General features: G+C 68.1%; 15 protein-coding genes and 1 riboswitch. Of the genes, 6 read left to right on the top strand and 9 right to left on the bottom strand.

Features of this window, described 5'->3' with window-relative positions:
* Positions 1 to 12 precede the first annotated feature (12 nt).
* The 5 genes from ACI7BZ_RS10320 to ACI7BZ_RS10300 form a co-directional block, all read right to left on the bottom strand.
* On the bottom strand, positions 13 to 714 hold the full coding sequence (locus ACI7BZ_RS10320) for a GntR family transcriptional regulator (protein ID WP_414119137.1): 702 nt from the start codon (positions 712 to 714) through the stop codon (positions 13 to 15).
* 232 nt (positions 715 to 946) lie between these two features.
* Positions 947 to 2,413: a tripartite tricarboxylate transporter permease gene (locus tag ACI7BZ_RS10315; RefSeq protein WP_414119136.1), complete on the bottom strand. Its 1,467-nt coding sequence runs from the start codon at positions 2,411 to 2,413 to the stop codon at positions 947 to 949.
* Between the two features lie 370 nt (positions 2,414 to 2,783).
* A complete protein-coding gene (locus ACI7BZ_RS10310) occupies positions 2,784 to 3,296 on the bottom strand; it encodes a tripartite tricarboxylate transporter TctB family protein (RefSeq protein ID WP_414117074.1) in 513 nt (170 codons plus the stop codon).
* Positions 3,297 to 3,377: 81 nt separating this feature from the next.
* Positions 3,378 to 4,403 (bottom strand): Bug family tripartite tricarboxylate transporter substrate binding protein, encoded by a 1,026-nt coding sequence (locus ACI7BZ_RS10305; RefSeq protein ID WP_414117073.1) that lies wholly within the window; start codon positions 4,401 to 4,403, stop codon positions 3,378 to 3,380.
* A 216-nt stretch (positions 4,404 to 4,619) separates the two neighbouring features.
* Entirely contained in the window at positions 4,620 to 5,474 is an 855-nt protein-coding gene (locus ACI7BZ_RS10300; protein WP_414117072.1) for an IclR family transcriptional regulator, read from the bottom strand.
* A gap of 200 nt (positions 5,475 to 5,674) precedes the next feature.
* Here ACI7BZ_RS10300 and ACI7BZ_RS10295 point away from each other — a divergent pair, with 200 nt between their 5' ends.
* Positions 5,675 to 6,715 (top strand): 2-dehydropantoate 2-reductase, encoded by a 1,041-nt coding sequence (locus ACI7BZ_RS10295; RefSeq protein ID WP_414117071.1) that lies wholly within the window; start codon positions 5,675 to 5,677, stop codon positions 6,713 to 6,715.
* A gap of 342 nt (positions 6,716 to 7,057) precedes the next feature.
* On the opposite strand, the gene ACI7BZ_RS10290 is transcribed toward ACI7BZ_RS10295, so the two are convergent.
* Positions 7,058 to 7,180 carry a hypothetical protein gene (locus tag ACI7BZ_RS10290; RefSeq protein ID WP_414117070.1) on the bottom strand — a complete coding sequence of 41 codons (123 nt, stop codon included), beginning with the start codon at positions 7,178 to 7,180 and terminating at the stop codon, positions 7,058 to 7,060.
* Positions 7,181 to 7,603: 423 nt separating this feature from the next.
* Here ACI7BZ_RS10290 and ACI7BZ_RS10285 point away from each other — a divergent pair, with 423 nt between their 5' ends.
* Entirely contained in the window at positions 7,604 to 8,185 is a 582-nt protein-coding gene (locus tag ACI7BZ_RS10285; protein ID WP_414117069.1) for a YqaA family protein, read from the top strand.
* 118 nt (positions 8,186 to 8,303) lie between these two features.
* Here ACI7BZ_RS10285 and ACI7BZ_RS10280 read toward each other — a convergent pair whose 3' ends face one another.
* Complete coding sequence (locus tag ACI7BZ_RS10280; protein ID WP_414117068.1) at positions 8,304 to 9,179, bottom strand: hypothetical protein; 876 nt, start codon at positions 9,177 to 9,179, stop codon at positions 8,304 to 8,306.
* Between the two features lie 514 nt (positions 9,180 to 9,693).
* Between ACI7BZ_RS10280 and gltB the strand changes: the two genes are divergently transcribed.
* Both gltB and ACI7BZ_RS10270 read left to right on the top strand, forming a co-directional pair.
* Positions 9,694 to 14,397 (top strand): glutamate synthase large subunit, encoded by a 4,704-nt coding sequence (gene gltB, locus ACI7BZ_RS10275; protein WP_414117067.1) that lies wholly within the window; start codon positions 9,694 to 9,696, stop codon positions 14,395 to 14,397.
* Between the two features lie 270 nt (positions 14,398 to 14,667).
* On the top strand, positions 14,668 to 16,089 hold the full coding sequence (locus tag ACI7BZ_RS10270; RefSeq protein ID WP_414117066.1) for a glutamate synthase subunit beta: 1,422 nt from the start codon (positions 14,668 to 14,670) through the stop codon (positions 16,087 to 16,089).
* Positions 16,090 to 16,172: 83 nt separating this feature from the next.
* Here the strand turns inward: ACI7BZ_RS10270 and zapE are convergent, their stop codons facing one another.
* Positions 16,173 to 17,360: a cell division protein ZapE gene (zapE, locus tag ACI7BZ_RS10265; protein ID WP_414117065.1), complete on the bottom strand. Its 1,188-nt coding sequence runs from the start codon at positions 17,358 to 17,360 to the stop codon at positions 16,173 to 16,175.
* A 247-nt stretch (positions 17,361 to 17,607) separates the two neighbouring features.
* On the opposite strand from zapE, the gene ACI7BZ_RS10260 reads away from it, so the two are divergent.
* Positions 17,608 to 19,842: an FUSC family protein gene (locus tag ACI7BZ_RS10260; protein ID WP_414117064.1), complete on the top strand. Its 2,235-nt coding sequence runs from the start codon at positions 17,608 to 17,610 to the stop codon at positions 19,840 to 19,842.
* Between the two features lies 1 nt (position 19,843).
* Here ACI7BZ_RS10260 and ACI7BZ_RS10255 read toward each other — a convergent pair whose 3' ends face one another.
* Positions 19,844 to 20,971 carry a 2'-deoxycytidine 5'-triphosphate deaminase gene (locus ACI7BZ_RS10255; RefSeq protein WP_414117063.1) on the bottom strand — a complete coding sequence of 376 codons (1,128 nt, stop codon included), beginning with the start codon at positions 20,969 to 20,971 and terminating at the stop codon, positions 19,844 to 19,846.
* A 75-nt stretch (positions 20,972 to 21,046) separates the two neighbouring features.
* A riboswitch (SAM riboswitch) is annotated at positions 21,047 to 21,127 on the top strand.
* A gap of 82 nt (positions 21,128 to 21,209) precedes the next feature.
* On the opposite strand from ACI7BZ_RS10255, the gene ACI7BZ_RS10250 reads away from it, so the two are divergent.
* Positions 21,210 to 22,430, top strand: a complete 1,221-nt coding sequence (locus tag ACI7BZ_RS10250; protein WP_414117062.1) for an O-succinylhomoserine sulfhydrylase — start codon at positions 21,210 to 21,212, stop codon at positions 22,428 to 22,430.
* Positions 22,431 to 22,512 lie beyond the last annotated feature (82 nt).

Genomic DNA, 22,512 nt, shown 5'->3' with positions numbered 1-22,512 from the left:
CTTGTGGGCTGCCTATTCGGGGAAGACACCGTGCCGTTCCACATGGGCCGCAAGACCCATGGTGTGTTCCCGCACCAGGCGCTCGGCGAGATCGGGGTCCCGCTTCTCGAGCGCGTCGATGATCGCCATGTGTTCCCGCATGGAGATTTCGAACCGGTTCTCCTGCCGCACCGACACCGCGCGGATGGCGCGCATGTGCAGGAACAGGTTGCCGGTCATGTCGATGATCAGCCGGCAGCCACCCATGCGGATGATCGCCTGGTGGAAGGCGATGTTCGCCTCCGAATATTCGTTCAGCTGCGCCTGGGGCGATTGCGCCCCGAATTCGTTGAACAGGCGGCGCAGGCCGGTGAGGTCCTCGTCGGAGGCGCCCACCGCCGCCAGCCGTGCGGCCATGCTCTCCAGCGCGGCCCACACGACGATGAGGTCGAGGATCTCGCGCTTGGTCTTGCGCACCACGAAGATGCCGCGGCGCGGCATGGAGCGCACGAAGCCTTCCTGCTCCAGCACCGTCATGGCTTCGCGAATCGGGGTGCGCGACACGCCCAGGGTCTCGGAGAGCTGGCGCTCGTCCAGGCGGAATTCGGCGGCGCTGCCATAGATGTCCATCTGCGTGATGGCGCGCTTCAGCGCTTCGTAGGCCAGCATGCGCAGGCTGGAGGCCGCCTCCAGCGGCTCCACATTGAGCTTCGGCGGGTCGGTGACCTGATGCATTGGCGTCTGATGCACGACCTTGGCTTCCTCTGCCTGGAACGGGCGCCTTCTGACGAGGCGCTCCGCTTCGGTGAAATACTGTGTACTGTATTCATTACGCCTGCGCAATGCCGGCCGCCGGGAAATCCATTGCGCGCCGCAGCGATAACGGACGCGCAAGCCGGGCGGGCAGAGCCGGGCAGGTGCCGGTTCCGGGGCGGGCGCCGCCCCGGAACGCTTCACGGACGCGCCGTCACTCGGCCGCGGCGGGCTTGGAGCCCTGCGACTTGAACCGGGCCAGAACCAGGGAGATCAGCGGCCAGGCCAGCATCACCAGAGCGAGGGTGACGATGGAGCCCACCAGCGGGTTGGACCAGAAGATGGACAGGTGGCCCTGCGAGACCAGCATGGCCTGGCGGAAAAGCTTCTCCGCCATGTCGCCCAGCACCAGGGCCAGCACCAGCGGCGCCAGCGGATACTGCAGCTTCTTGAACAGGTAGCCGATGACGCCGAAGATCAGCATGACCGCGATGTCGAGGCCGGCATTGTGCACCGTGTAGGCACCCACCGCGCAGATCACCAGGATGATCGGGGCGATGACGCTGAACGGGATGCGCAGGATGGCCGCGAAGATCGGGACGGTGGTCAGCACCACGATCAGGCCGGCGATGTTGCCGAGATAGATCGAGGCGATAAGGCCCCACACGAAGTCCTTCTGCTCCACGAACAGCAGCGGGCCGGGCTGGAGACCCCAGATCAGCAGGCCGCCCAGCAGCACCGCCGCGGTGGGCGAGCCGGGGATGCCCAGGGTGAGCATGGGCAGCAGCGCCGAGGTGCCGGCCGCATGGGCCGCCACTTCCGGCATCACCACGCCCTCCAGCTCGCCCTTGCCGAAGTTCCGCCCGTTCTTGGAGAACTTCTTGGCAAGGCCGTAGCTCATGAAGGAGGCCGGCGTGGCGCCGCCGGGGGTGACGCCCATCCAGCAGCCGACAATGGCCGAGCGCAGGCAGCCCACCCAGTATGTGGGCAGCTTCTTCCAGGTCTCCCACACCACCTTGGGGTTGATGGCCGCGCTCTTGCCCTTGAAGGCAAGTCCTTCCTCCATGGTGAGCAGGATTTCACCCACCCCGAACAGGCCGATGACCGCCACCAGGAAGTCGAAGCCGCGCAGCAGCTCCACCGATCCGAAGGTCATGCGCAGCTGGCCGGTCACCGTGTCGATGCCCACCGCCGCGAGGGCGAACCCGAGCATCATGGCGGCAATGACTTTCGCTGCCGGTTCTCGTCCCATGCCCACGAAGGCGCAGAAGGTGAGCAGATAGACGGCGAAGAATTCGGCCGGGCCGAACTGCAGCGCGAACCTTGCGATCACCGGAGCCAGGAAGGTGATGAGCAGCACTGCGAAGAAGGCGCCGATGAAGGAGCCGGTGAAGGCTCCGGTCAATGCTTCGCCGGCCTTGCCCTTCTGGGCCATGGGATGCCCGTCGAAGGTGGTGGCCACGCTCCAGGGCTCGCCTGGAATGTTGAACAGGATGGAGGTGATGGCGCCGCCGAACAGGGCTCCCCAATAGATGGAGGAGAGCATGATGATGGCGGAGACCGGCGTCATGGAGAAGGTGAGCGGGAGCAGGATGGCGACGCCGTTCGCGCCGCCCAGCCCCGGCAACACCCCGATGAGAACGCCGAGCGTGATGCCGACGAACATGTAGACGATGTTCATGGGGTCAGCGAGTACGCCGAACCCTCCGATGAGTGACGTGAGCGCTTCCACGGGGTCCTCCGTTGCGCCGTGCGTGCCGACTCTCGCGGCGGCTTGCGTTGGCGGGCGCGTTGCTCGTTTTCAATGGTTTTGCCGTCCCAATGCGTCGCGGCTGAGCCTGCGCGCCCTGGCGGACTTCGTCGCGGCGTCCGGCCCGCCGGCCTTTTCCAGAGAAAGGCGGGCGCGTGCTGGACGGGTGGGCGGGCATTCCGGCCGGCCCCCGAAGACGGGGCACCGGAGGCTGGCGCGCCTTGGCTTTCAAGATCCCTTTCTTCCGCGCTTCTCGAAAGATCCGGCGGAAGGTGGTGCGGACGCCCCGTGGGGCGCGCGCTCAGTAACCGAGGGCCAGTTCGATGGGTCCCTTGGGCAGCGGCACGAGGAACCAGACCTCGAACATCATGAAGAGCGCCAGCGGCACGCCGATGGCCACCGGAATGATGCGCAGCGGCGAATACTTGCCCAGCCACCACATGAAGAAGGCGATGAAGACGGCGGAGGCGAGATAGATCCCCAGGATGAAGATCAGGCCCACATAGAGCGTCGTCGGCACCAGTACCTGCATGACGGAGACCAGCTGGGACCGGTCCACGAAGTTGCCGAGGTCGGGGTGACGCGTCAGGAAATTCTGCGCCACCGTGACGGCACTGGCGATGAACATGATGAGGCCCACATAGAAGGGGAAGTATCCCGCTTCCGGCCCATCGCTGGCCCAGCTCGCGCCGATGCGCCAGCTGTCGGACATCACGAGCGCCGAGACGCCCATGAAGATGAGGGCCACCGCCACGTCCATGGTGCGGTTGGTGACTGTTTTCTCGTTCTGGCTGGCGCCGGTTTCACTGCTCATGACTGTTTCCTCCCTTGCGGCGATGGAAGCCCGTCGCGGCGGATCGGGGCTCCGGGCGGGCGGCCGCGGAGCCCCGACGCGTCACTTGGCGACGAAGCCCGCCTTCTCCATCAGTTCCTTGTGGGAGGCCGCGGCCTTGCCGAGCCAGGCGGCATATTCCGCGCCGGTGAGGGCGGTGGTGTTGAACGCGCCCTTCTGCATGAACTCCTGCCATTCAGGGGTCGCGCGCACCCGCTTGAACAGATCGACGAAGTATTCGGCCTGCTCCTTGGTGACGTTCGGCGGCATGAAGATGCCGCGCAGCATCAGGTATTCGATGTCGAGGCCGGCTTCCTTGCAGGTGGGAATGTCTCCCCAGGACTTGCCGGAGGCGACGGGCTCCTTGTAGGGGAGGCGCTTTTCATCGAACACGCACAGGGGCTTGAGCTCGCCCGCGCGCCACTGCGACACCGCCTCGATGGGGTTGTTCACCGAGGAGGTCACATGGCCGCCCACGAGCTGCGCGGCCACGTCGCCGCCGCCCTTGTACGGCACATAGATGAACTTGGCGCCGGTCTTCTGCTCGATGGCGGCGGTGATGATCTGGTCTTCCTGCTTGGACCCCGTGCCGCCCATCTTGAACTGGGCATCGGGCGCGGCCGCCTTGAGCGCGGCGAGATAGCCCTTCACGTCGTCATAGGGCGCCTTGGCGTTCACCCACAGCACGAATTCGTCCAGGGCCAGCATGGTCACCGGGGTCATGTCCTCCCATTTGAAGGGGACGCCGGTGGCAAGCGGGGTGGTGAAGAGGTTTGAAAGAGAAATGATGATCTTGTGGGGGTTCTTCGCCGAGCCCTTCACATCGAGGAAGCCTTCCGCTCCCGCGCCACCAGACTTGTTGATGACGACCAGCGGCTGGCTCATCAGGTTGTTCTTCTGAACAATGCCCTGAATCATGCGCGCCATCTGGTCGGCGCCGCCGCCGGTGCCGGCGGGGACGATGAATTCGACGCTCTTGGTCGGCTCCCAGGCGAGGGCTTCAGCCGGCAGCAATGCGGGCGACATGGCGGCCGCCACGGCGACGGCTGCTGCGCTCCTGCGGACTGTTCTGGCGATTGCCAAATGCATGGTCGTTTTCCTCCCGGATCGTCCGCTTTCTGTTTGATGCGCGGATCGTGACCTAATGTATTGCTTTATTTGGCGTTTTTGCCGCTTACGTTAGGGCGGCTGAAAAAGAGTATATTGTATGTCAAAGGTGTCAATTGGAATTTTCAATTCCGCATTTGGAACTATGTATTCCATATGCAGAGATATTGTATGCCAGAATGATGATGCAATGCACCGTCAGCGGTAGGCTGCGTAGTCCTGCGGCAGCATCTCGTCGGCACCCGAGTAAAGACGGGTCATTTGCTCTGCGGCGGCGGCCACGCGCCGGCCGAGACGCTGGATCCGGTCTTCGCTCATGCGAACGGCCGGAGCCGACACGGACACCGCCCCGATGGGCTCGCGCCACTCATTGAGGATGGCCGCCGCCACCGCGCGCATGCCCGGCGCGTGCTCCTCCATGTCCACGGCGAAGCCGCGGGCGGGAATCTCCGCCACATCGTCCATCAGCGACCGCTCGCTGCGGTGGGTGGCGGTGGTGAAGGGCTCATAGCGCACCTGGGCCAGGCAGGCCCCGCGGAACGAGGGGCTGGCAGCCGCAAGCACGCACTTGCCCGCCGCCGTGGCATGCAGCGGCAGCCGCGCGCCGAGGCGGAAGAAGGCCCGCACCGGCGCATGCGCCTCCGCCTGCGCCACCACCACCAGCTCCATGGCGTCGAACATGGCGAGGTTCACCGTCTCCTCGGTCTCGTGCAGCAGGCGCCGAATCACCGGACGGCCGATGTCCGGCAGCTTGCGGATGCGCAGATAGGCCGAGCCGATGCGGAACAGGCCGAGGCCCACGGTCCAAAGGCCGGTGGACAGGTCGTGCGTCACCAGCTGGCGCTTCTCCAGGGTGGTCAGCAGCCGGTGCACGGTGGAAACCGGAAGCTCGGCGCGACGGGAAATCTCCGCCAGCGCCATGCCGTCGGCATCCGCCACCACGCGCAGCAGGGCGATGGCACGATCAAGGGACTGGACCTCGGCACCCCCCTCGGAAGCGGTTCCGGAGGCGGGTCGTCCGCGGCGCCGCGGCGCGACGTCGGTATCGGGCATGATGCTCCTCATGGGGGAGGCGCCCGAGACCAGGCGCGCCCCGCCAAGTTAGACCGCTCATCGCGTCCGTCTACCCTGTGACAAATTTCCACGTTACGGAATTAATTTCCATTGCTATCGTTGCCGAGACGTCTGGACGGGTGAGTTGTCAGCCGCTATCTGGTATACAAAATACGTAATGACCCACAGGAGGATCGGCCATGAAGGTTTGCATCTATGGCGCCGGCGCCATCGGCGGTTATCTCGGCGTGGAACTCGCCCGTGCCGGGGCCGATGTGAGCCTGGTGGCCCGCGGCGGCCATCTCGAAGCCATGCAGACCAATGGCGTCAAGCTGCTCATTAATGGCGAGGAACGCGTCGCCCGCGTGCGCGCCACCGACAATCCGGCCGAGCTCGGGCCGCAGGATTACGTCTTCATCGCCCTGAAGGCCCATTCGGTGCCCGGCGTGGTGGACAAGATGCGCCCGCTCCTGGGCAACGACACCTCGGTGGTCACCGCGGTGAACGGCGTGCCCTACTGGTATTTCTACAAGCACGGCGGCGCGCTCGAAAACCGCACCCTGGAAACCATCGATCCCGCCGGCCGGCAATGGGAGGTGCTGCGCCCCGAGCGCGCCATCGGCTGCATCGTCTACCCGGCCACCGAGGTGGTGGCACCGGGCGTCATCCAGCACATCTATGGCGACAAATTTCCCATCGGCGAGCCGTCGGGCGACATCACCCCCCGCGTCTCCGCCCTCAGCGCGCTGATGGAGAAGGCCGGGCTGCGCGCGCCGGTGATGACCAACATCCGCGACGAGTTGTGGCTGAAGCTGTGGGGCAACCTCTGCTTCAATCCCATCAGCGCCCTCACCCACGCCACGCTGGAGGTGATCGCAGCCGATCCGGGCACCCGCGCCGTGGCCCGCGCCATGATGCTGGAGGCCCAGGCCATTGCCGAGAAGCTGGGGGTGCGGTTCCGCGTGGACGTGGAGCGCCGCATCAACGGCGCCGGCAGCGTGGGCGCGCACAAGACCTCCATGCTGCAGGACCTGGAGCGCGACCGCCCCATGGAGATCGACCCGCTGGTGAGCGTGGTGCAGGAGATGGGCCGCATGCTGGAGCTGCCGACCCCGACCCTGGACGTGGTGCTCGCCCTGGTGCGCCAGCGCGCCTCCACCGCCGGCCTTGGCGGACATCTCGCCGTTCCGCCCCTGACCGCCGAGGATATCGAGCGGCCCAAGAAGGTGGCGCTGAACTGACAGGCGCGATGCGCCGAAGCGCGGGCACGGAACGGACCCGGGCGGGCTCACCAACCCGTCCGGCATCGCCGCGCGCCGGGAAGGTGCGGCGACGCGCCCTCTAGAGCCCGCGCCGATCCGCTTGCACCGCAAGCGGGTCGGATAACGCGTTCTCTATCCTTAAGTGAGAGGGCGCAGGAAACGCCACGGCGCGAAAGCCGCGCGGGCGTCTGCCGGGGGAATCGTATTATCTGGATAGGAAGCGGCCGTGAGCCGCTCGGGAGAGGTTACGGGGTGCGCCCGCCTGCGGGCACCCACCCAATGCGCGCTCGGGCCGGCCTGACAACGACCAGCCGGCCGGCATCACTCTTGCGGCGAGGCAACCACAGGCACGGTACCGGCATCCGACTGGCTGGCGTTCAGCGCCATTCCGGTCAGCACATATCCGAGCACGAGAGCCGCAAACACCGCAATTCGCTTGAACATCCTCAATCCCCTGACCTTGCATCCCGGCCTGTTGAACCCGGCTGCCCCGGCATTGATCCGAAGCGGCCCGGTTCTATCCTCCGGAGGCCGCACCCAGACTGAATGCTCTAGTCAGCATCGGTTCATAAAGGCTGAACGGACTGGCGCCCCGGATCGCGTCCCGCGCCCGGAAACCGGCACCCGCCCACGGCGATACCGCCGCTGCGCTTTCCCCCACGATTCGCGCTTTGGCTGCGCCCTCTTACAGCGCAACATGGCACCTGTCTGTGTCCCCCCGGACACATGGGCGGGCGATAAGGCAAGGCACCCCGCCCAGGACGCCCACATTGCCGCCAATGGCGGCATTTGCCCACCGTGAGCGCTTTACTCGCACCGCAGCACGGCCTAAGCGAAAGTCACCTTTCGCAACGCACAAAGTGCCCCATGCTCCGCAAGCTCTACGACTGGGTCATCGCCTATTCCGCCAAGCCCTCGGCGCCATGGGCGCTGGCGGTGGTGTCGTTTGCGGAAAGCTCCGTCTTTCCGGTCCCACCCGACGTGCTGCAAGTGCCGATGACGCTGGCACGGCCGGACCAGGCGTGGCGCTACGCCCTCATCGCCACCGTCGCCTCCGTGCTCGGCGGTCTGGTGGGCTATGCCATCGGCGCGCTGCTTTATGAAAGCGTCGGCAAGTTCCTCATCGACCTTTACGGCTACAACACCAAGGTGGACCAGTTCCGTGAGGCTTATGCTCATTACGGACATTGGGTGATCCTGTTGAAGGGCCTCACCCCCATCCCCTACAAGCTGGTGACCATCACTTCTGGCTTTGCCGAATACAATCTGTTCTGGTTCGTGGTGTTGTCCGCCATCACCCGCGGGGCCCGCTTCTTCATCCTGGCGGCGCTTCTGCACCATTTCGGCCCCCGCGCCCGCGAGTTCATCGAACGGCGGCTCGGGCTCGTCACCCTGGGGCTGCTGGCGGTGGTGGTGCTGGGCCTGGTGGGGGCGGTCTACCTGTTCTGAGCCGGCGTTGCCGCCGGATCGTGCGCCCGCCGTCGTGGCAAGGTGCGGTTAACCCAGCCGATTGATTCAATCGGCTGGGTGCGTGCCCCCCGGTTCTTGAGCAGTGGCAGATCGCGCGCTACGGCGTCGCCTTCGGCCGCGACAGCACCGAGGCCGAGCCGGCGGCGGCGCTGCCGGTGGTGGCGGTGCCGGCGCCCGGCGTCTTGCGCGCGGATGCGGGCGGTTCAGCCGAAGCCGATTGCGGCGCACCGGCCCTGGCCGACGGCATGGCATTGGCCGGCGGGGTGGCATTGGCGGCCGCGGATGCCGGCGGTGAAGCGGGCGGCGGCCCCTGCGCCGCGGCCGGCGCGGGCGTGGCCACCGGCTTTGCCGCAGCGTCCGGACTCGCAGCAGGCCCCGGGCCAGCAGCAGGAGACGGCGGGGGCAACGGTGCCGGAGCGGGCGCCACCGGAGCAGAGGTCACCGGCGCTGGTGTCACGGCCGCCATGGTGGCCTCCGGCGGACGCGGCGGCGGCAGCGGCGCGACGCGCGCGGCGGAAGAAGCCCCCTCCCCCTCCCCCGGCACGGGAACCGGTGCCGCGCGCCGCGTGGCCCGCGGTGCGCCCGTCGGCGGAACTTGCGGTAGCGGAGACCCGCCATAAGCGGTTCTTGCCGCCACCACCCGGCCGGTGAAGGCGTTGACGCGGAGCACCACGAGGCCTTCCTCGTCCATCGCGGTCAGGAAATAGGTCGGCCCCCGCAGTTGCGGGCGCGAAACCTCCCAATAGCCCATGCCGCGCACGATGGCGCGCACCTCGCCGGGCGCCAGCCGCGCATAGCCGGCAGGCGGGGCGGGCATGGGGTAGGTGCGATATGCGCCGTAGGGCTGTTCGTAGATCAACGCCTGGGCAGATGCCGCCGCAGGCAGCAGCGCGACCCCGATGGCGAGGGCGGCGGTGGCAAAGGGGGTGGCGGCGGCGGCGCGACGGATTTTTCGGGCGAGGGCTCTGGGCATGGCGCGCCTCTCCTCAGCACAGGGACAGAAGGACGATTCGACCCCAGTACACCCGGCCAATACGGCGCCGATGCGACGGTGCCGCGGCGGCAGGGCGTCGGGGCCCGCACCTCGCCAGCCGCCCGCCCCGCAGCGAATTCCTGCAATGGCGTTGCGCGGCGCCCCGCTGCGCCGTACCGTTCTTTCGCACCGCCGGCCCGAAGCGTAATTTTTCGTCATCCTGACCACGGGCGCGCCATTGAGGCGCTTGTGAGATTGCCTCTTTTCTGGCATGTTTCCAGAGATAGGGAAGCTGTACTTCCCTATCTCCCGTGTCGATGACGAAGCCAGCGGCTCTCACGTCGAGTGCGCCGCGCACGTTCCCCGGAACGTGTGCTTTTCTGCGCGGCAGCGCGGGGATGGTGCAAAAGTTGCAACGCCGGCCACGGCACCGCTTGGGCGGGGCATGGGGCAAAAACCGGCAAGGCGGGCCGTTCGCAGGACGGCACCGCATCGGCCAAGAAGGAATGGGACGATGGCAGCGACGGATCGCAAGGATGGCTTGAACGGAAGTGTGGCCCGGGCCACCGCCACCGTGAAAGACACGGCGATCGTCGGCCGCCCGGCCCCGTTCGGCCTGTTCGACCCGGCTCACGAGCGCGATGCCTGCGGCGTCGGCTTCATCGCCGACATCAAGGGACGCAAGAGCCACCGCATCGTCCAGGACGGCATCAACATCCTGCTCAACCTGGAGCACCGCGGCGCGGTGGGCGCGGACCCGCGCGCCGGCGACGGTGCGGGCATGCTGGTGCAGATTCCCCACAAGTTCTTCGCCAAGGAAGCGGCGCGCCTCGGCTTCACGCTGCCTGAGCCCGGTCAGTATGCCGTCGGCCACATCTTCATGCCGCGCGATCCCGAGGGCGAGGCCATCGTCCGCGCCGCCTACGAGCGGGTGGTGGCGGAGGAAGGCCTTGCCCTTCTCGGCTGGCGCGACGTGCCCACCGACAATTCCTCCCTCGGCTGGAGCGTGCTGCCCACCGAGCCCAAGCATGCCCAGGTGTTCATCGGCCGCGGCGAGTTCGCCGGCGACGAGGACGGCTTCGAGCGCCGCCTGTTCGTGCTGCGCAAGGTGATCTCCAACACCGTCTACGGTGCCCGGGACCCGCGCACCGCCGGCTATTATCCGGTGTCGCTCTCCTGCCGCACGCTGGTCTACAAGGGCATGTTCCTGGCGGACCAGCTGGGCGCCTATTATCCCGACCTGCACGACCCGGACTTCGAGAGCGCGCTCGCCTTGGTGCACCAGCGCTTCTCCACCAACACCTTCCCGGCCTGGCCGCTGGCCCACCCCTACCGGATGGTGGCGCACAACGGCGAGATCAACACCCTGCGCGGCAACGTCAACTGGATGGCGGCGCGGCAGGCCAGCGTGGATTCCGAGCTGTTCGGCGCCGACATCTCCAAGCTCTGGCCCATCAGCTATGAGGGCCAGTCGGACACCGCCTGCTTCGACAATGCGCTCGAATTCCTGGTGCAGGGCGGCTATGCGCTGCCCCACGCCGCGATGATGCTGGTGCCCGAGGCGTGGGCCGGCAACCCGCTCATGGACGAGGAACGCCGCGCCTTCTACGAGTATCACGCCTCCCTCATGGAGCCGTGGGACGGCCCCGCCGCCATCGTCGCCACCGACGGCCGCCAGATCGTCGCGACGCTCGACCGCAACGGCCTGCGCCCCGCCCGCTACATGGTGACCAGCGACGACACCATCGTGCTTGCCTCGGAAATGGGCGTCTTGACCCTGCCCGAGGAGAAGATCGTCACCAAGTGGCGCCTCCAGCCCGGCAAGATGCTGCTGGTGGACCTTGAGGAAGGCCGCCTCGTCCCCGACGAGGAGATCAAGACCACGCTGGCCCGCGCCAACCCCTACAAGGAGTGGCTGAAGCACACCCAGCTGGTGCTGGAGGACCTGCGCCCCGTGGAGGCGCGCGAGGTGCGCACCGACGTGTCGCTGCTCGATCGCCAGCAGGCGTTCGGCTACACGCAGGAAGACCTGAAGCTCCTCATGGCGCCCATGGCCATTACCGGCCAGGAGGCGGTGGGCTCCATGGGCACCGACACGCCCATCTCCGTGCTGTCGAACCGCTCGAAGTCGCTCTTCACCTATTTCCAGCAGAACTTCGCCCAGGTGACGAACCCGCCCATCGACCCGATCCGCGAGGAGCTGGTGATGAGCCTCGTCTCCTTCATCGGGCCGCGGCCGAACATCTTCGACCTGGAGGGCAACGCCCGCCGCAAGCGGCTTGAGGTGCGCCAGCCCATCCTCACCAACGAGGATCTGGAGAAGATCCGCTCCATCGGCTTCATGGAGGAGCGGTTCGACACCCGCACGCTGGACATCACCTACCCGTCCGACAAGGGCGCGGCGGGCATGGACGATGCCGTCGAGCGGCTGTGCGAGCGCGCCGAAGCGGCGGTCCACGGCGGCTACAACATCATCATCCTGTCCGACCGCATGATCGGGCCGGACCGCATCCCGATCCCGGCGCTGCTGGCCACCGCCGCCGTGCATCACCACCTCATCCGCAAGGGCCTGCGCACGTCCGTGGGCCTGGTGGTGGAAACGGGCGAAGCCCGCGAGGTGCACCATTTCGCCTGCCTTGCCGGCTACGGGGCCGAGGCCATCAACCCCTACCTCGCCTTCGAGACGCTGCTCTCCATGAAGGACGAGATCCCGGAGGAGGTGGACGACAAGGAGATCGTCAAGCGCTTCATCAAGTCCATCGACAAGGGGCTGCTGAAGGTGATGTCCAAGATGGGCATTTCCACCTACCAGTCCTATTGCGGCGCGCAGATCTTCGATGCAGTCGGCCTCTCCTCGGAGCTGGTGAACAAGTATTTCTTCGGCACCGCCACCACCATCGAGGGCGTGGGCCTTTCCGAGATCGCCGAGGAGACGGCGCGCCGGCACCAGCTTGCCTTCTCCGACGCGCCGGTGTTCCGCATGGCCCTGGATGTGGGCGGCGAATATGCCTACCGCATGCGCGGCGAGGACCACGCCTGGTCGCCGGATTCGGTGGCCACGCTGCAGCACGCCGTGCGCGGCAATGCGAAGGACAAGTACCGCGCCTTCGCCGCCATGGTGAATGACGATGAAGCGCGGCTGCTCACGGTGCGCTCCCTGTTCCGCATCAAGGGCCCGGACGAGATCGGCCAGGCCCCGGTGGACCTGTCCGAGGTGGAGAGCGCCGCCGACATCGTGAAGCGCTTCGTCACCGGCGCCATGTCGTTCGGCTCCATCTCGCGCGAGGCGCACACCACCCTTGCCATCGCCATGAACCGGATCGGCGGCAAGTCCAACACCGGCGAGGGCGGCGAGGAGCCCGAGCGCTTCAAGCCTTTGCCCAATGGCGACAGCATGCGCTCGGCCATCAAGCAGGTGGCCTCCGGCCGCTTCGGCGTGACGGCGGAATATCTCGTCAATTCGGACGTGATGCAGATCAAGGTCGCGCAGGGCGCCAAGCCCGGCGAGGGCGGGCAATTGCCCGGCCACAAGGTGGATGCGGTGATCGCCAAGGTGCGCCACTCCACCCCCGGCGTCGGCCTCATCTCCCCGCCGCCGCACCACGACATCTATTCCATCGAGGACCTGGCCCAGCTCATCTACGACCTCAAGAACGTGAATCCCGACGCCGACGTGTCGGTGAAGCTCGTCTCCGAGGTGGGCGTAGGCACGGTGGCGGCCGGCGTCGCCAAGGCGCGCGCCGACCACATCACCATCTCCGGCTTCGAGGGCGGCACGGGCGCGAGCCCGCTCACCTCCATCAAGCATGCCGGCTCGCCGTGGGAGATGGGCCTTGCCGAGACCCAGCAGACGCTGGTGGCCAACCGCCTGCGCTCGCGTGTCGCCCTCCAGGTGGACGGCGGCCTGCGCACCGGCCGCGACGTGGTGATCGGCGCCCTGCTCGGCGCCGACGAATTCGGCTTCTCCACCGCCCCGCTCATCGCGGCGGGCTGCATCATGATGCGCAAGTGCCACCTGAACACCTGCCCGGTGGGCGTGGCGACGCAGGACCCGGTGCTGCGCAAGCGCTTCAAGGGCACGCCCGAGCACGTCATCAACTATTTCTTCTTCGTCGCGGAAGAGGTGCGGGAGATCATGGCCTCCCTCGGCTTCCGCACCCTGAACGAGATGGTGGGCCGGGCCGACGTGCTGGACCAGAAGGCGGCCATCGACCACTGGAAGGCCAGGGGGCTGGACTTCTCGCGCATCTTCGCCCAGCCGGTGGTGCCGGCGGAGGTGGGCATCCGCCACACCGAGCGCCAGCACCATCCCATCGAGAAGGTGCTGGACCGCACCCTCATCGCCAAGGCGGAACCGGCCCTCGCGCGCGGCGAGAAGGTGACGATCGAGACCCCCATCCGCTCCGTGGACCGCTCTGCCGGCGCCATGCTGTCGGGCGCGGTGGCCAAGGCCTATGGCGGCGCCGGCCTGCCTGACGACACCATCCACGTGACCCTGAAGGGCACCGCGGGCCAGGCCTTCGGCGCCTTCCTCGCGGCGGGCGTCACCTTCGACCTCATCGGCGAGGCCAACGACTATGTGGGCAAGGGCCTGTCGGGCGGGCGCATCATCGTGCGGCCGCCGGAGAACAGCGCCATCGTGCCGGAGCACTCCATCATCGTCGGCAATACGGTGATGTATGGCGCCACCGAGGGCGAGTGCTTCTTCCGCGGTGTCGCCGGCGAGCGCTTCGCCGTGCGCAATTCCGGTGCAATCGCCGTTGTCGAAGGCACCGGCGACCACGGCTGCGAGTATATGACCGGCGGCATCGTGGTGGTCATCGGCCCCACCGGCCGCAATTTCGCGGCCGGCATGTCCGGCGGCGTCGCCTATGTGCTGGACGAGGACAAGTCCTTCGCCAAGCGCTGCAACCTCTCCATGGTGGACCTGGAGCCGGTGGAAGAGGAGGAGGACCTCTTGGAGCGCCTCCACCACCACGGCGGCGACCTGGAGTTCAAGGGCCGCATCGACGTGCAGGGCGACATGTCCCGCCACGACGAGGAGCGCCTGCACCAGCTCATCGCCAAGCACCTGCACCACACCGGCTCGGCGCGGGCGCAGGCCATTCTCGACAATTGGGCGGACTACCGCTCCAAATTCGTGAAGGTGATGCCGGTGGAATACCGGCGCGCGCTGCGCGACATGGAAAAGCGCCGCGGCCTCGCGGCGGCGGAATAGGCACCGCCAGAGCCGGCAACCAGGCCCTCTTCCCGCGCGCGGGGGGAGGGCTGGGCGGCGGGTGCCCGCCCGGTAGCGCCCAGCGGGAAGGCTCAGCCCGCCTTCCCCCACCCTCGCCCGCAAGCGGGAGAGGGAGCTTCGCCGGAGCATGAGGCAGCGGTGTGGCCCGGCGCCTGATGGCGCGCCAATTCCGAGTCCTCAAGCTGGAACAATTCTTGTAATGGAGCATCAGGCGCGCGGCGCGGAGCGGCTCCTTCGACGAGGTCTTTGATGGGCAAGGTCACGGGTTTTCTGGAGATTGACCGGCGGGAGCAGAAGTATCAGCCCGCCTCCGACCGCATTCGCCATTTCCGCGAGTTCACTTTGCCTTTGCCCGATGCGGAGGTGGTGAACCAGGCGGCACGCTGCATGGATTGCGGCATTCCCTTCTGCCACGGGCCGAACGGCTGCCCGGTGCACAACCAGATCCCCGACTGGAACGACCTGATCTATCGCGGGGAATGGGAGGAGGCCGCGCGCAACCTCCACTCCACCAACAATTTTCCCGAATTCACCGGCCGCGTCTGCCCCGCCCCGTGCGAGGAGGCCTGCACCCTGAATCTCGAGGACATGCCGGTCACCATCAAGACGGTGGAACAGGCCATCGCCGACAAGGCGTGGAAGATGGGCTGGATCAAGCCCGAGCCGGCCGCGGTGAAGACCGGCCGCAAGGTGGCCGTGGTGGGCTCCGGCCCGGCGGGCCTTGCCGCCGCCCAGCAGCTCGCCCGCGCCGGCCACGAGGTGCATGTCTATGAGCGCGAGCCCAAGGCCGGCGGCCTGCTGCGCTACGGCATCCCCGACTTCAAGATGGAGAAGCACCACATCGACCGCCGCGTGAAGCAGATGGAGGGCGAGGGCGTGGTGTTCCACTACGGTGAGAACATCGGCGTCACCCGCCCGATCCAGGAATTGCTGGACGGCCATGATGCGGTGCTGCTGGCCGGCGGCTCCGAGGCCCCGCGCGACCCCGCGCTGCCCGGCCAGGCGTTCGAGGGCGTGCACTACGCCATGCCCTATCTGGTGCAGTCGAACCGTCGCGAGGGCGACGAGCCGGTGAACGAGATCCCCATCCTTGCCGGCGGCAAGCATGTGGTGGTGGTGGGCGGCGGCGACACCGCCTCCGACTGCGTGGGCACCGCCTTCCGCCAGGGCGCCCTCTCGGTGACCCAGCTGGACATCCGCCCGGTGCCGCCCATGAAGGAGGACAAGCTGAAGGTGTGGCCCTTCTGGCCCACCAAGTTCCGCACCTCCTCGTCCCAGGCGGAAGGGGCCGAGCGCGAGTTCGCCTGCGCCACCCTGGGCATCGAGGGCCGCAACGGCCGCGCCACCGGCGTGAAGTGCGCGCGGGTGGACGAGAAGCGCCAGCCCATTCCGGGAACGGAATTCGTGCTGCGGGCCGACCTCGTCTTCCTCGCCATCGGCTTTGCCCACCCGCTGCATTCCGGGCTCATCGAGCAGTCGGGCGCGGCGCTGGACAGGCGCGGCAATGTGGCCGCGGACGAGGACAGCTACGCCACTTCCGTGCCCAAGCTCTACGCCGCCGGCGACATGCGGCGCGGCCAGTCCCTGGTGGTGTGGGCCATCCGCGAAGGCCGGCAGGCCGCCCACGCCATCGACAAGGCGCTCATGGGGGCAACCACGCTGCCGCGCTGACGCGGCGCGGTTGCCTTCACCGCCGTGATGCCCGGCGCAGGGCCGGGCGTGACCCGGCCATGATGGGCGGCAGGCAAAGCGCCTTACGTCTCCACCAGGCCCGTGGTGTCGCCCGACGCCGCCGAGTCCGGCCGGCCGTGGGGCTTGGCCAGATATTCGCTGGAGCGCATCTCGTGGAGGCGCGAGACCGTGCGGGCGAACTCGAACGCCTCCGCCCCCTCGGTGCCCAGATAGAGCCCGTCCGGCTCCGCCGCGGCCGAGGCCACCAGCTTCACATTGGCGTCGTACAGGGTGTCGATGAGCGAGATGAAGCGCTTCGCCTCGTTGCGCTGGTCCGGCCCCAGGATCGGGATATGCTCCACCACCACCGTGTGGAACATGCGGGCAAGGCTCAGGTAATCCGGGTTCGGGCCAAGCGGCGCCTCGCACAGGTTGGCGAAGGAGAAGCGCGCCGCCCCGTTGGCCATGGCCGGAATCATCAGCCGGCGCCCCTTCAGCAGGATCTCGCTCGGCACGCCGCCGGCAGGCCCCGCCAGCCGGCGCCACGCCTCGTTCACCGCCCGGTCGGCCTCCGGCCCCAAAGGAGTGTGCCAGGTGCTCACGCCCTCCAGCTTCTCCATGCGGTAGTCGGTGCGTGAATCCAGCGTCATCACCCGCATGTTGGCCGAGATCATGCCGATGAACGGCAGAAACAGCGCGCGGTTGAGGCCACCGGCATAGAGGTCCTCGGGGGCCACGTTGGAGGTGGCGGCCACCACCACCCCGTCGGCGAACAGCTTCTCGAACAGCCGGCCGAGAATCATGGCGTCGGCGATGTCGGTCACATGGAATTCATCGAAGCACAGAACCTTTGCCTCGTCGGCGAGGGCGGCTGCCACCGGGGCGATGGGGTCGGCGGCCTTGCGCGCGCCTTCCTTCTGCGCCTGCCGCTCGCGGAAGATGCGCTCGTGCACGTCGCCCATGAATTCGTGGAAATGGGCGCGCCGCTTGCCCCGTGCCGGCAGCGCCTCGAAGAACAGGTCCATGAGCATGGTCTTGCCCCGGCCCACCTTGCCATGGACATAAAGGCCCTTGGGAAGGGTGGGGGCGCGGCGCTGGAACAGCCAGCCCAGCGCCGAGGACTTGTGGGCCAGCGCCCGCTGGCGCAGTTCCAGTTCGAGCCGCGCGAACTCGGCCACCACCGCGGCCTGGGCCGCGTCCTCCGAGATGTCCCCGGCGGCGAGCCTGGCCGCATAGAGTTCGCTCACCCGTGCCACGGTTTCCGCAGTCATTCACCCGTCCCCGATCGCCCGAAGGGGCTTGCCGGCACGGCTTCGCCCGCCCCGGCCCGATCGCCCCGCGATCTGGCCGGATCACGCCCCCTCTCCATGATCCGAAGCCTGATTCATCCATCAGGCTCCAGGCGCCGGCTATAGAACAGTTGGGGGGAAAGTTGAATGCGCCGGCCGCTCCGCCACCCTCTGGACACAGGCGGCGAAGCATGTTTGCTCCCGCCATGCCCGAACCGTCGAGCCGCCCATGACGACGCCCCCCCAAAGGACGATCCGCCCACCGGCGCCCCTCGCCCGCAGGCTCGGCGCGTGGCTGGCCGATCATGATCCTGGCGGCATCGACACCACCCGCGCCTTTCACCTGGGGGTGTCGTTCCTCATCGTCATCTTCACCGGCGTCGCCGTCTCGCGCGGGTTCGGGCTGGGGATGGACATCACCTTCCCGCTCATGGCCGGCACCGCGGCGCTGGTGATGATCAGCTTCAACCCGGCGGCGAGCGTGGCGGCCGAGGCGCGCACCATGGGGCGGCTGTTCCTCGTCTCGGCGGCCTTCCTCGGGGTGCTCACCGCGGTCGGCCCGGGCGAGGCGCCCGCCAACGACGTGGTGCAGAAGCTGCTGCTCATCCCCCTGTCCTTCACCGCCCTCATCCTGCGGCGCGGCGGAATGGACGGCCAGCGCCTCGGCCTCGCCCTCATCGTGGTGGCCACCGTGGGCACCATCATCCGCCCGACGCGGTTCGAGGGCGCGCTCCTGCTCGCCGCCTTCTGCCAGGGCGCGGCGGTGGCGGCCGCGGTGCGGCTCTCGCCCTGGCGCCCCTCGGCGGTGCAGGCCTTCGTGCAGACCACCCTCGACCTGCAGAATGCGGTGGCAAGCTTCCTGCGCGAGCTTTCCGAAGCGGTGCGCAACGGCCGCCCGTTTCCCGAGGAGGCGGCGGAAACGCTGGAGAACCTGCGCGGCCGGGTGTGGAGCGCCCTCGCCAACGCCACCGCCGAGGACCCGGCGGCGGCCCGGGACTTCGAGCTTCTGCGGGTGCGCTTCTACCGTCTCCGGGTGGCGGTGCAGCTGCTCGCCGGCTGCGTGCCGGAAGGCGCACCGAACACGCCGGACTGGCGCGGCCCGTTCGCGGCCGCCGCCGACCACATCGCCCGCCGGCTGGAGGCGGTGGACGTGTCCGACGTGCATGCCGAAGAGCGCTTCGAGCGGGCGGTGGCGCAATTGCGCCATGTGGCCTTCGCGCCCGAGCTGCCGCCCACCGCCCGCTTCACCCTGATGCGGGCGCTGACGGCGTTTGACCGCCTTTCCCTCGTCGTCACCGGCATCGCCGCCACCGAGATGGCGCCCTTTCCCCCGCCCCATGAGGAGGGGGGGGAGGAGGCCCCGCCGCCGCCCCGCGCCATCCCGCTGCTGCTGCCGGGTCCCGGGGGCACGCATCTGCTGTCGGCGCCGCTGAAGGTGGCGTTCCAGGGGGTGATCGCCACCGCCCTCACCACGGCACTCGATCTCGTGGTGCAGCTGGACCATGCCTATTGGGCGACCATGACGGTCATGTTCGTCATCGGCAACAGCGTGGGCGAAACCTTCCTGCGGGTACGCTACCGCACGGTGGGAACGCTGATCGGCGTGCTGCTCGGCATGGGCTTCTTCATTCTGCTGGGCGAGCACATCTGGCTGCTGGCCGCCTTCTGCATGGCGGCGCAGATGATCGCCCTCGTCACCCAGAAGGACCGCTACGACGTGGCATCGGCCGCGGTCGGCTTTTCGGTGGTGCTGGGGCTCCACCTGATTTCCGGGCTGGGAACCGAGGGGATGCTGGCGCGCATCTACGAGACCGCCATCGGCGCCGGCATCGCTTTGCTCGTCTCCTATGTGGTGCTGCCGGTCTATCTCACCGATCAGGTGCGCCCGGAGGTGCGGGCCCTTTTGCGGCGCTGCCGCGAGGCCTTCGGCACCTGGTGGCCCCATGGCGCAGAGCGCATGAGCGTGGCGCCGCTGGTGCGCGATGTGCGGGCCATGAGCGCGCGCCTGCCCAATCTGGGCGCGGAATCCGTCTTCGGCCACTCGGCCGGCGACGTGGCCAATGTGGTGTCCACCCTGGACGTGCTCATCACCTACCTTGCCCTCATGGAGGATGTGGCGCTGCGCCTGTCCGCGGCCCACGCCCAGGAGGCGGTGGTGGCCGTGGTGGAGGCGGCCCGCTCGCGCACCCTCACCGGCTTCGAGGTGGTGCTGGGCGAGGCGGGCGTCGGCAGCGCCGATGCCGCCACCCCGGCGGTGGATGCCGCCGTCTCCACCGTGCTGGGCCTCGCCGATGACCCGGCGGTGAAGGAAATGCTGCCCCTGGTGGCCGATTATCTGGCTTATTCGGACGCCGTGCTGCGGCCGCTGCGCGAATTGCGCCAGGCCATGCAGGACCAGACCCCGTGGCGCAAGGAGGATGTGATCGCCGCCGGCGCCACGCCCTCCCCCTCCCGGCCGGCGTGAGCTAAACCACCACCGGCTTGAAGTGCTTGGACAGCTTCAGCCCCTGCCCCTGGTAATGGGAGCGCATGTCGGTGCCGTAGAGGATGCCGGGGCGCGCCGCCATGCGTTCATAGACGAGGCGGCCCACCGTCTGGCCATGCTCCAGGATGAACGGCACCTCGTGGGAGCGCACCTCCAGCACCGCCCGCGCGCCGCGCCCGCCGGCTGCCGCATTGCCGAAGCCGGGATCGAAGAAGCCGGCATAATGCACCCGGAATTCCCCCACCAGCGGGTCGAAGGGCACCATCTCCGCCGCATAGTCCGGCGGCACGTGCACCGCCTCGCGCGAGGCGAGGATGTAGAAGGCGTCCGGGTCCAGGACCAGGCTGGGCGCGCGGCCGCCGCGCACACGGATGGGCTCCCAGAAATCCTCCACGTCGAGGCTTGCGGCCACGTCCACGTCGATGACGCCGGTGTGCTTCTTGGCGCGGAAGCCCTGCAGGCCGCCCAGCACATCGCCGGCGAGGTCCACCCCGAGGGCGATGCCGCCGGCCGCCACGTCCGGGTGGGGCGCATCCACCAGGCATTCGGCGGACTGGAGGCTGAGGAGTTCGAGATCGGACAGGCGGGAGACGCCGCGCCGGAACCGGACCTGCGACAGGCGCGAGCCGGTGCGCACCAGGATCGGGAAGGTGCGCGGCGACACTTCGAGGTAGAGCGGGCCGGCATAGCCGGCGGGGATGGTATCGAACGCCCGCGCGCCGTCGGTGATGACGCGCACGAACACGTCCAGCCGCCCGGTGGAGCTTTTCGGATTGGCCGCCGCCGCCAGATCGGCCGGCAGCTTCAGCCGCTCGAACAATTCCACCAGATAGACGCAGCCCGTCTCCAGCACCGCGCCGCCGGCAAGGTCCAGCTGATGGAGCGCGAGGTCGGCCAGGCGCTCCTTCACCGACACCCCGGCCCCCGGCAGGAAGCTGGCGCGCACGCGCCATGCGGTGCGGCCCAGGCGCAGGTCGAGGCTGGCAGGCTGGATCTGATCGTCGTCCAGCGCCCGCTTGCAGGTGACGGCGCCGCGCGCCTTCAGCTCCGAAATGGCCTCTGCGGCCAGGATGCCGGGCTTCAGATGCTCCGTCGCACGCACCGTCATATCCGATTTCCCGTCCTTTTCGTTCGCTTTACCGGACGAAACCCTTGACGCCAAGGGGAGGCCCGGATTTAACTGAAGCGTGCCTGTGGTGAATTTGAGCCGGCCGGCTTGCAGCCACGTTAAAGAACCTTGCTAAAAGGCCGGGGACGAGCGGGCGGATTGCCGTTCGCGCCGTGGGCCACCATGGCGGCGAAACGGGTCCCTGCAAAGTCTCATCCGGCCTCGCCCGGAGACCGTCATGTCGGCGACGTCCAAGCCCGCCCCCCGCTTCGTCCCGAAGGACCCCCTTACCCTCCATCCCGAAACCCGCCTGGTCCATGGCGGGACCACGCGCTCGCCGTTCGGGGAAACCTCCGAGGCCCTCTTCCTGACTCAGGGCTTCGTCTATGACAACGCGGAATCGTGCGAGGCGCGCTTCAAGGGCGAGGACCCCGGCTTCGTTTATTCGCGCTACTCCAACCCCACCACCGCCATGTTCGAGGAGCGCATGGCGCTCATGGAGGGGGCCGAGGTGGCCCGGGCCACCGCGTCCGGCATGGCGGCGGTGAACGCTGCGCTGCTGTGCCAGCTTTCCGCCGGCGACCATGTGGTGGCGGCGCGGGCGCTGTTCGGCTCCTGCCGCTGGATTCTGGAGGAGTTTCTCCCCCGCTACGGGGTGGAGACCACCCTCGTGGACGGCACCGACCTGGCCGCCTGGCGCGCCGCGGTGCGTCCCACCACCCGGGTGTTCTTCCTTGAAAGCCCCACCAACCCCACGCTGGAGCTGATCGACATCGCCGCCGTGGCGCAGATCGCCCATGAAGCGGGGGCCCGCCTCGTGGTGGACAATGTGTTCGCCACCCCGCTTCTGCAGCATCCGTTCGCGCTGGGGGCGGACATCGTGGTATATTCCACCACCAAGCATGTGGATGGGCAGGGCCGCTGCCTCGGCGGCATCATCCTGTGCTCCCGGCAATTCCTCACCGACCACCTGCAGACCTTCCTGCGGCAGACCGGCCCCTCCATCTCGCCCTTCAATGCCTGGGTGATGCTGAAGGGCCTGGAAACCCTGGCCCTGCGGGTGGAGCGCATGCAGGCCAGCGCCGCCCGCATCGCCGATGCCCTCGCCGGCCTGCCCAAGGTGGAAAGGGTGCTCTACCCGTTCCGTGACGATCATCCGCAGGCCGGCCTTGCCCGCCGCCAGATGTCCGGCGGCGGCACGCTGGTGACCTTCGTGGTGGCCGGCGGCAAGGAGGGCGCCTTCCGCTTCGCCAATGCCCTGCGGCTGATCCGCATCTCCAACAATCTCGGCGACGCCAAGAGCCTCATCACCCACCCGGCCACCACCACGCACCAGCGATTCACGCCGGAGGCGCGGGCGCAGATGGGTATTTGCGATGGGCTGCTGCGCCTTTCCGTGGGCCTGGAGCATCCCGACGACCTTCTCGCCGACCTAGCCGGGGCCGCCGAAGCCTTGTGAGGCAACGCTTGTGCCGGCGCGACGGCGGGAAGTGTTGCGCCCGGGCGCCAACGCGGGTTCACTGTGCGCCGCGGGAGCATTT

Source organism: Xanthobacter sp. AM11, assembly GCF_047444035.1.
Classification (GTDB): domain Bacteria; phylum Pseudomonadota; class Alphaproteobacteria; order Rhizobiales; family Xanthobacteraceae; genus Xanthobacter.
This window is presented reverse-complemented; position numbering and strand designations above follow the sequence as displayed.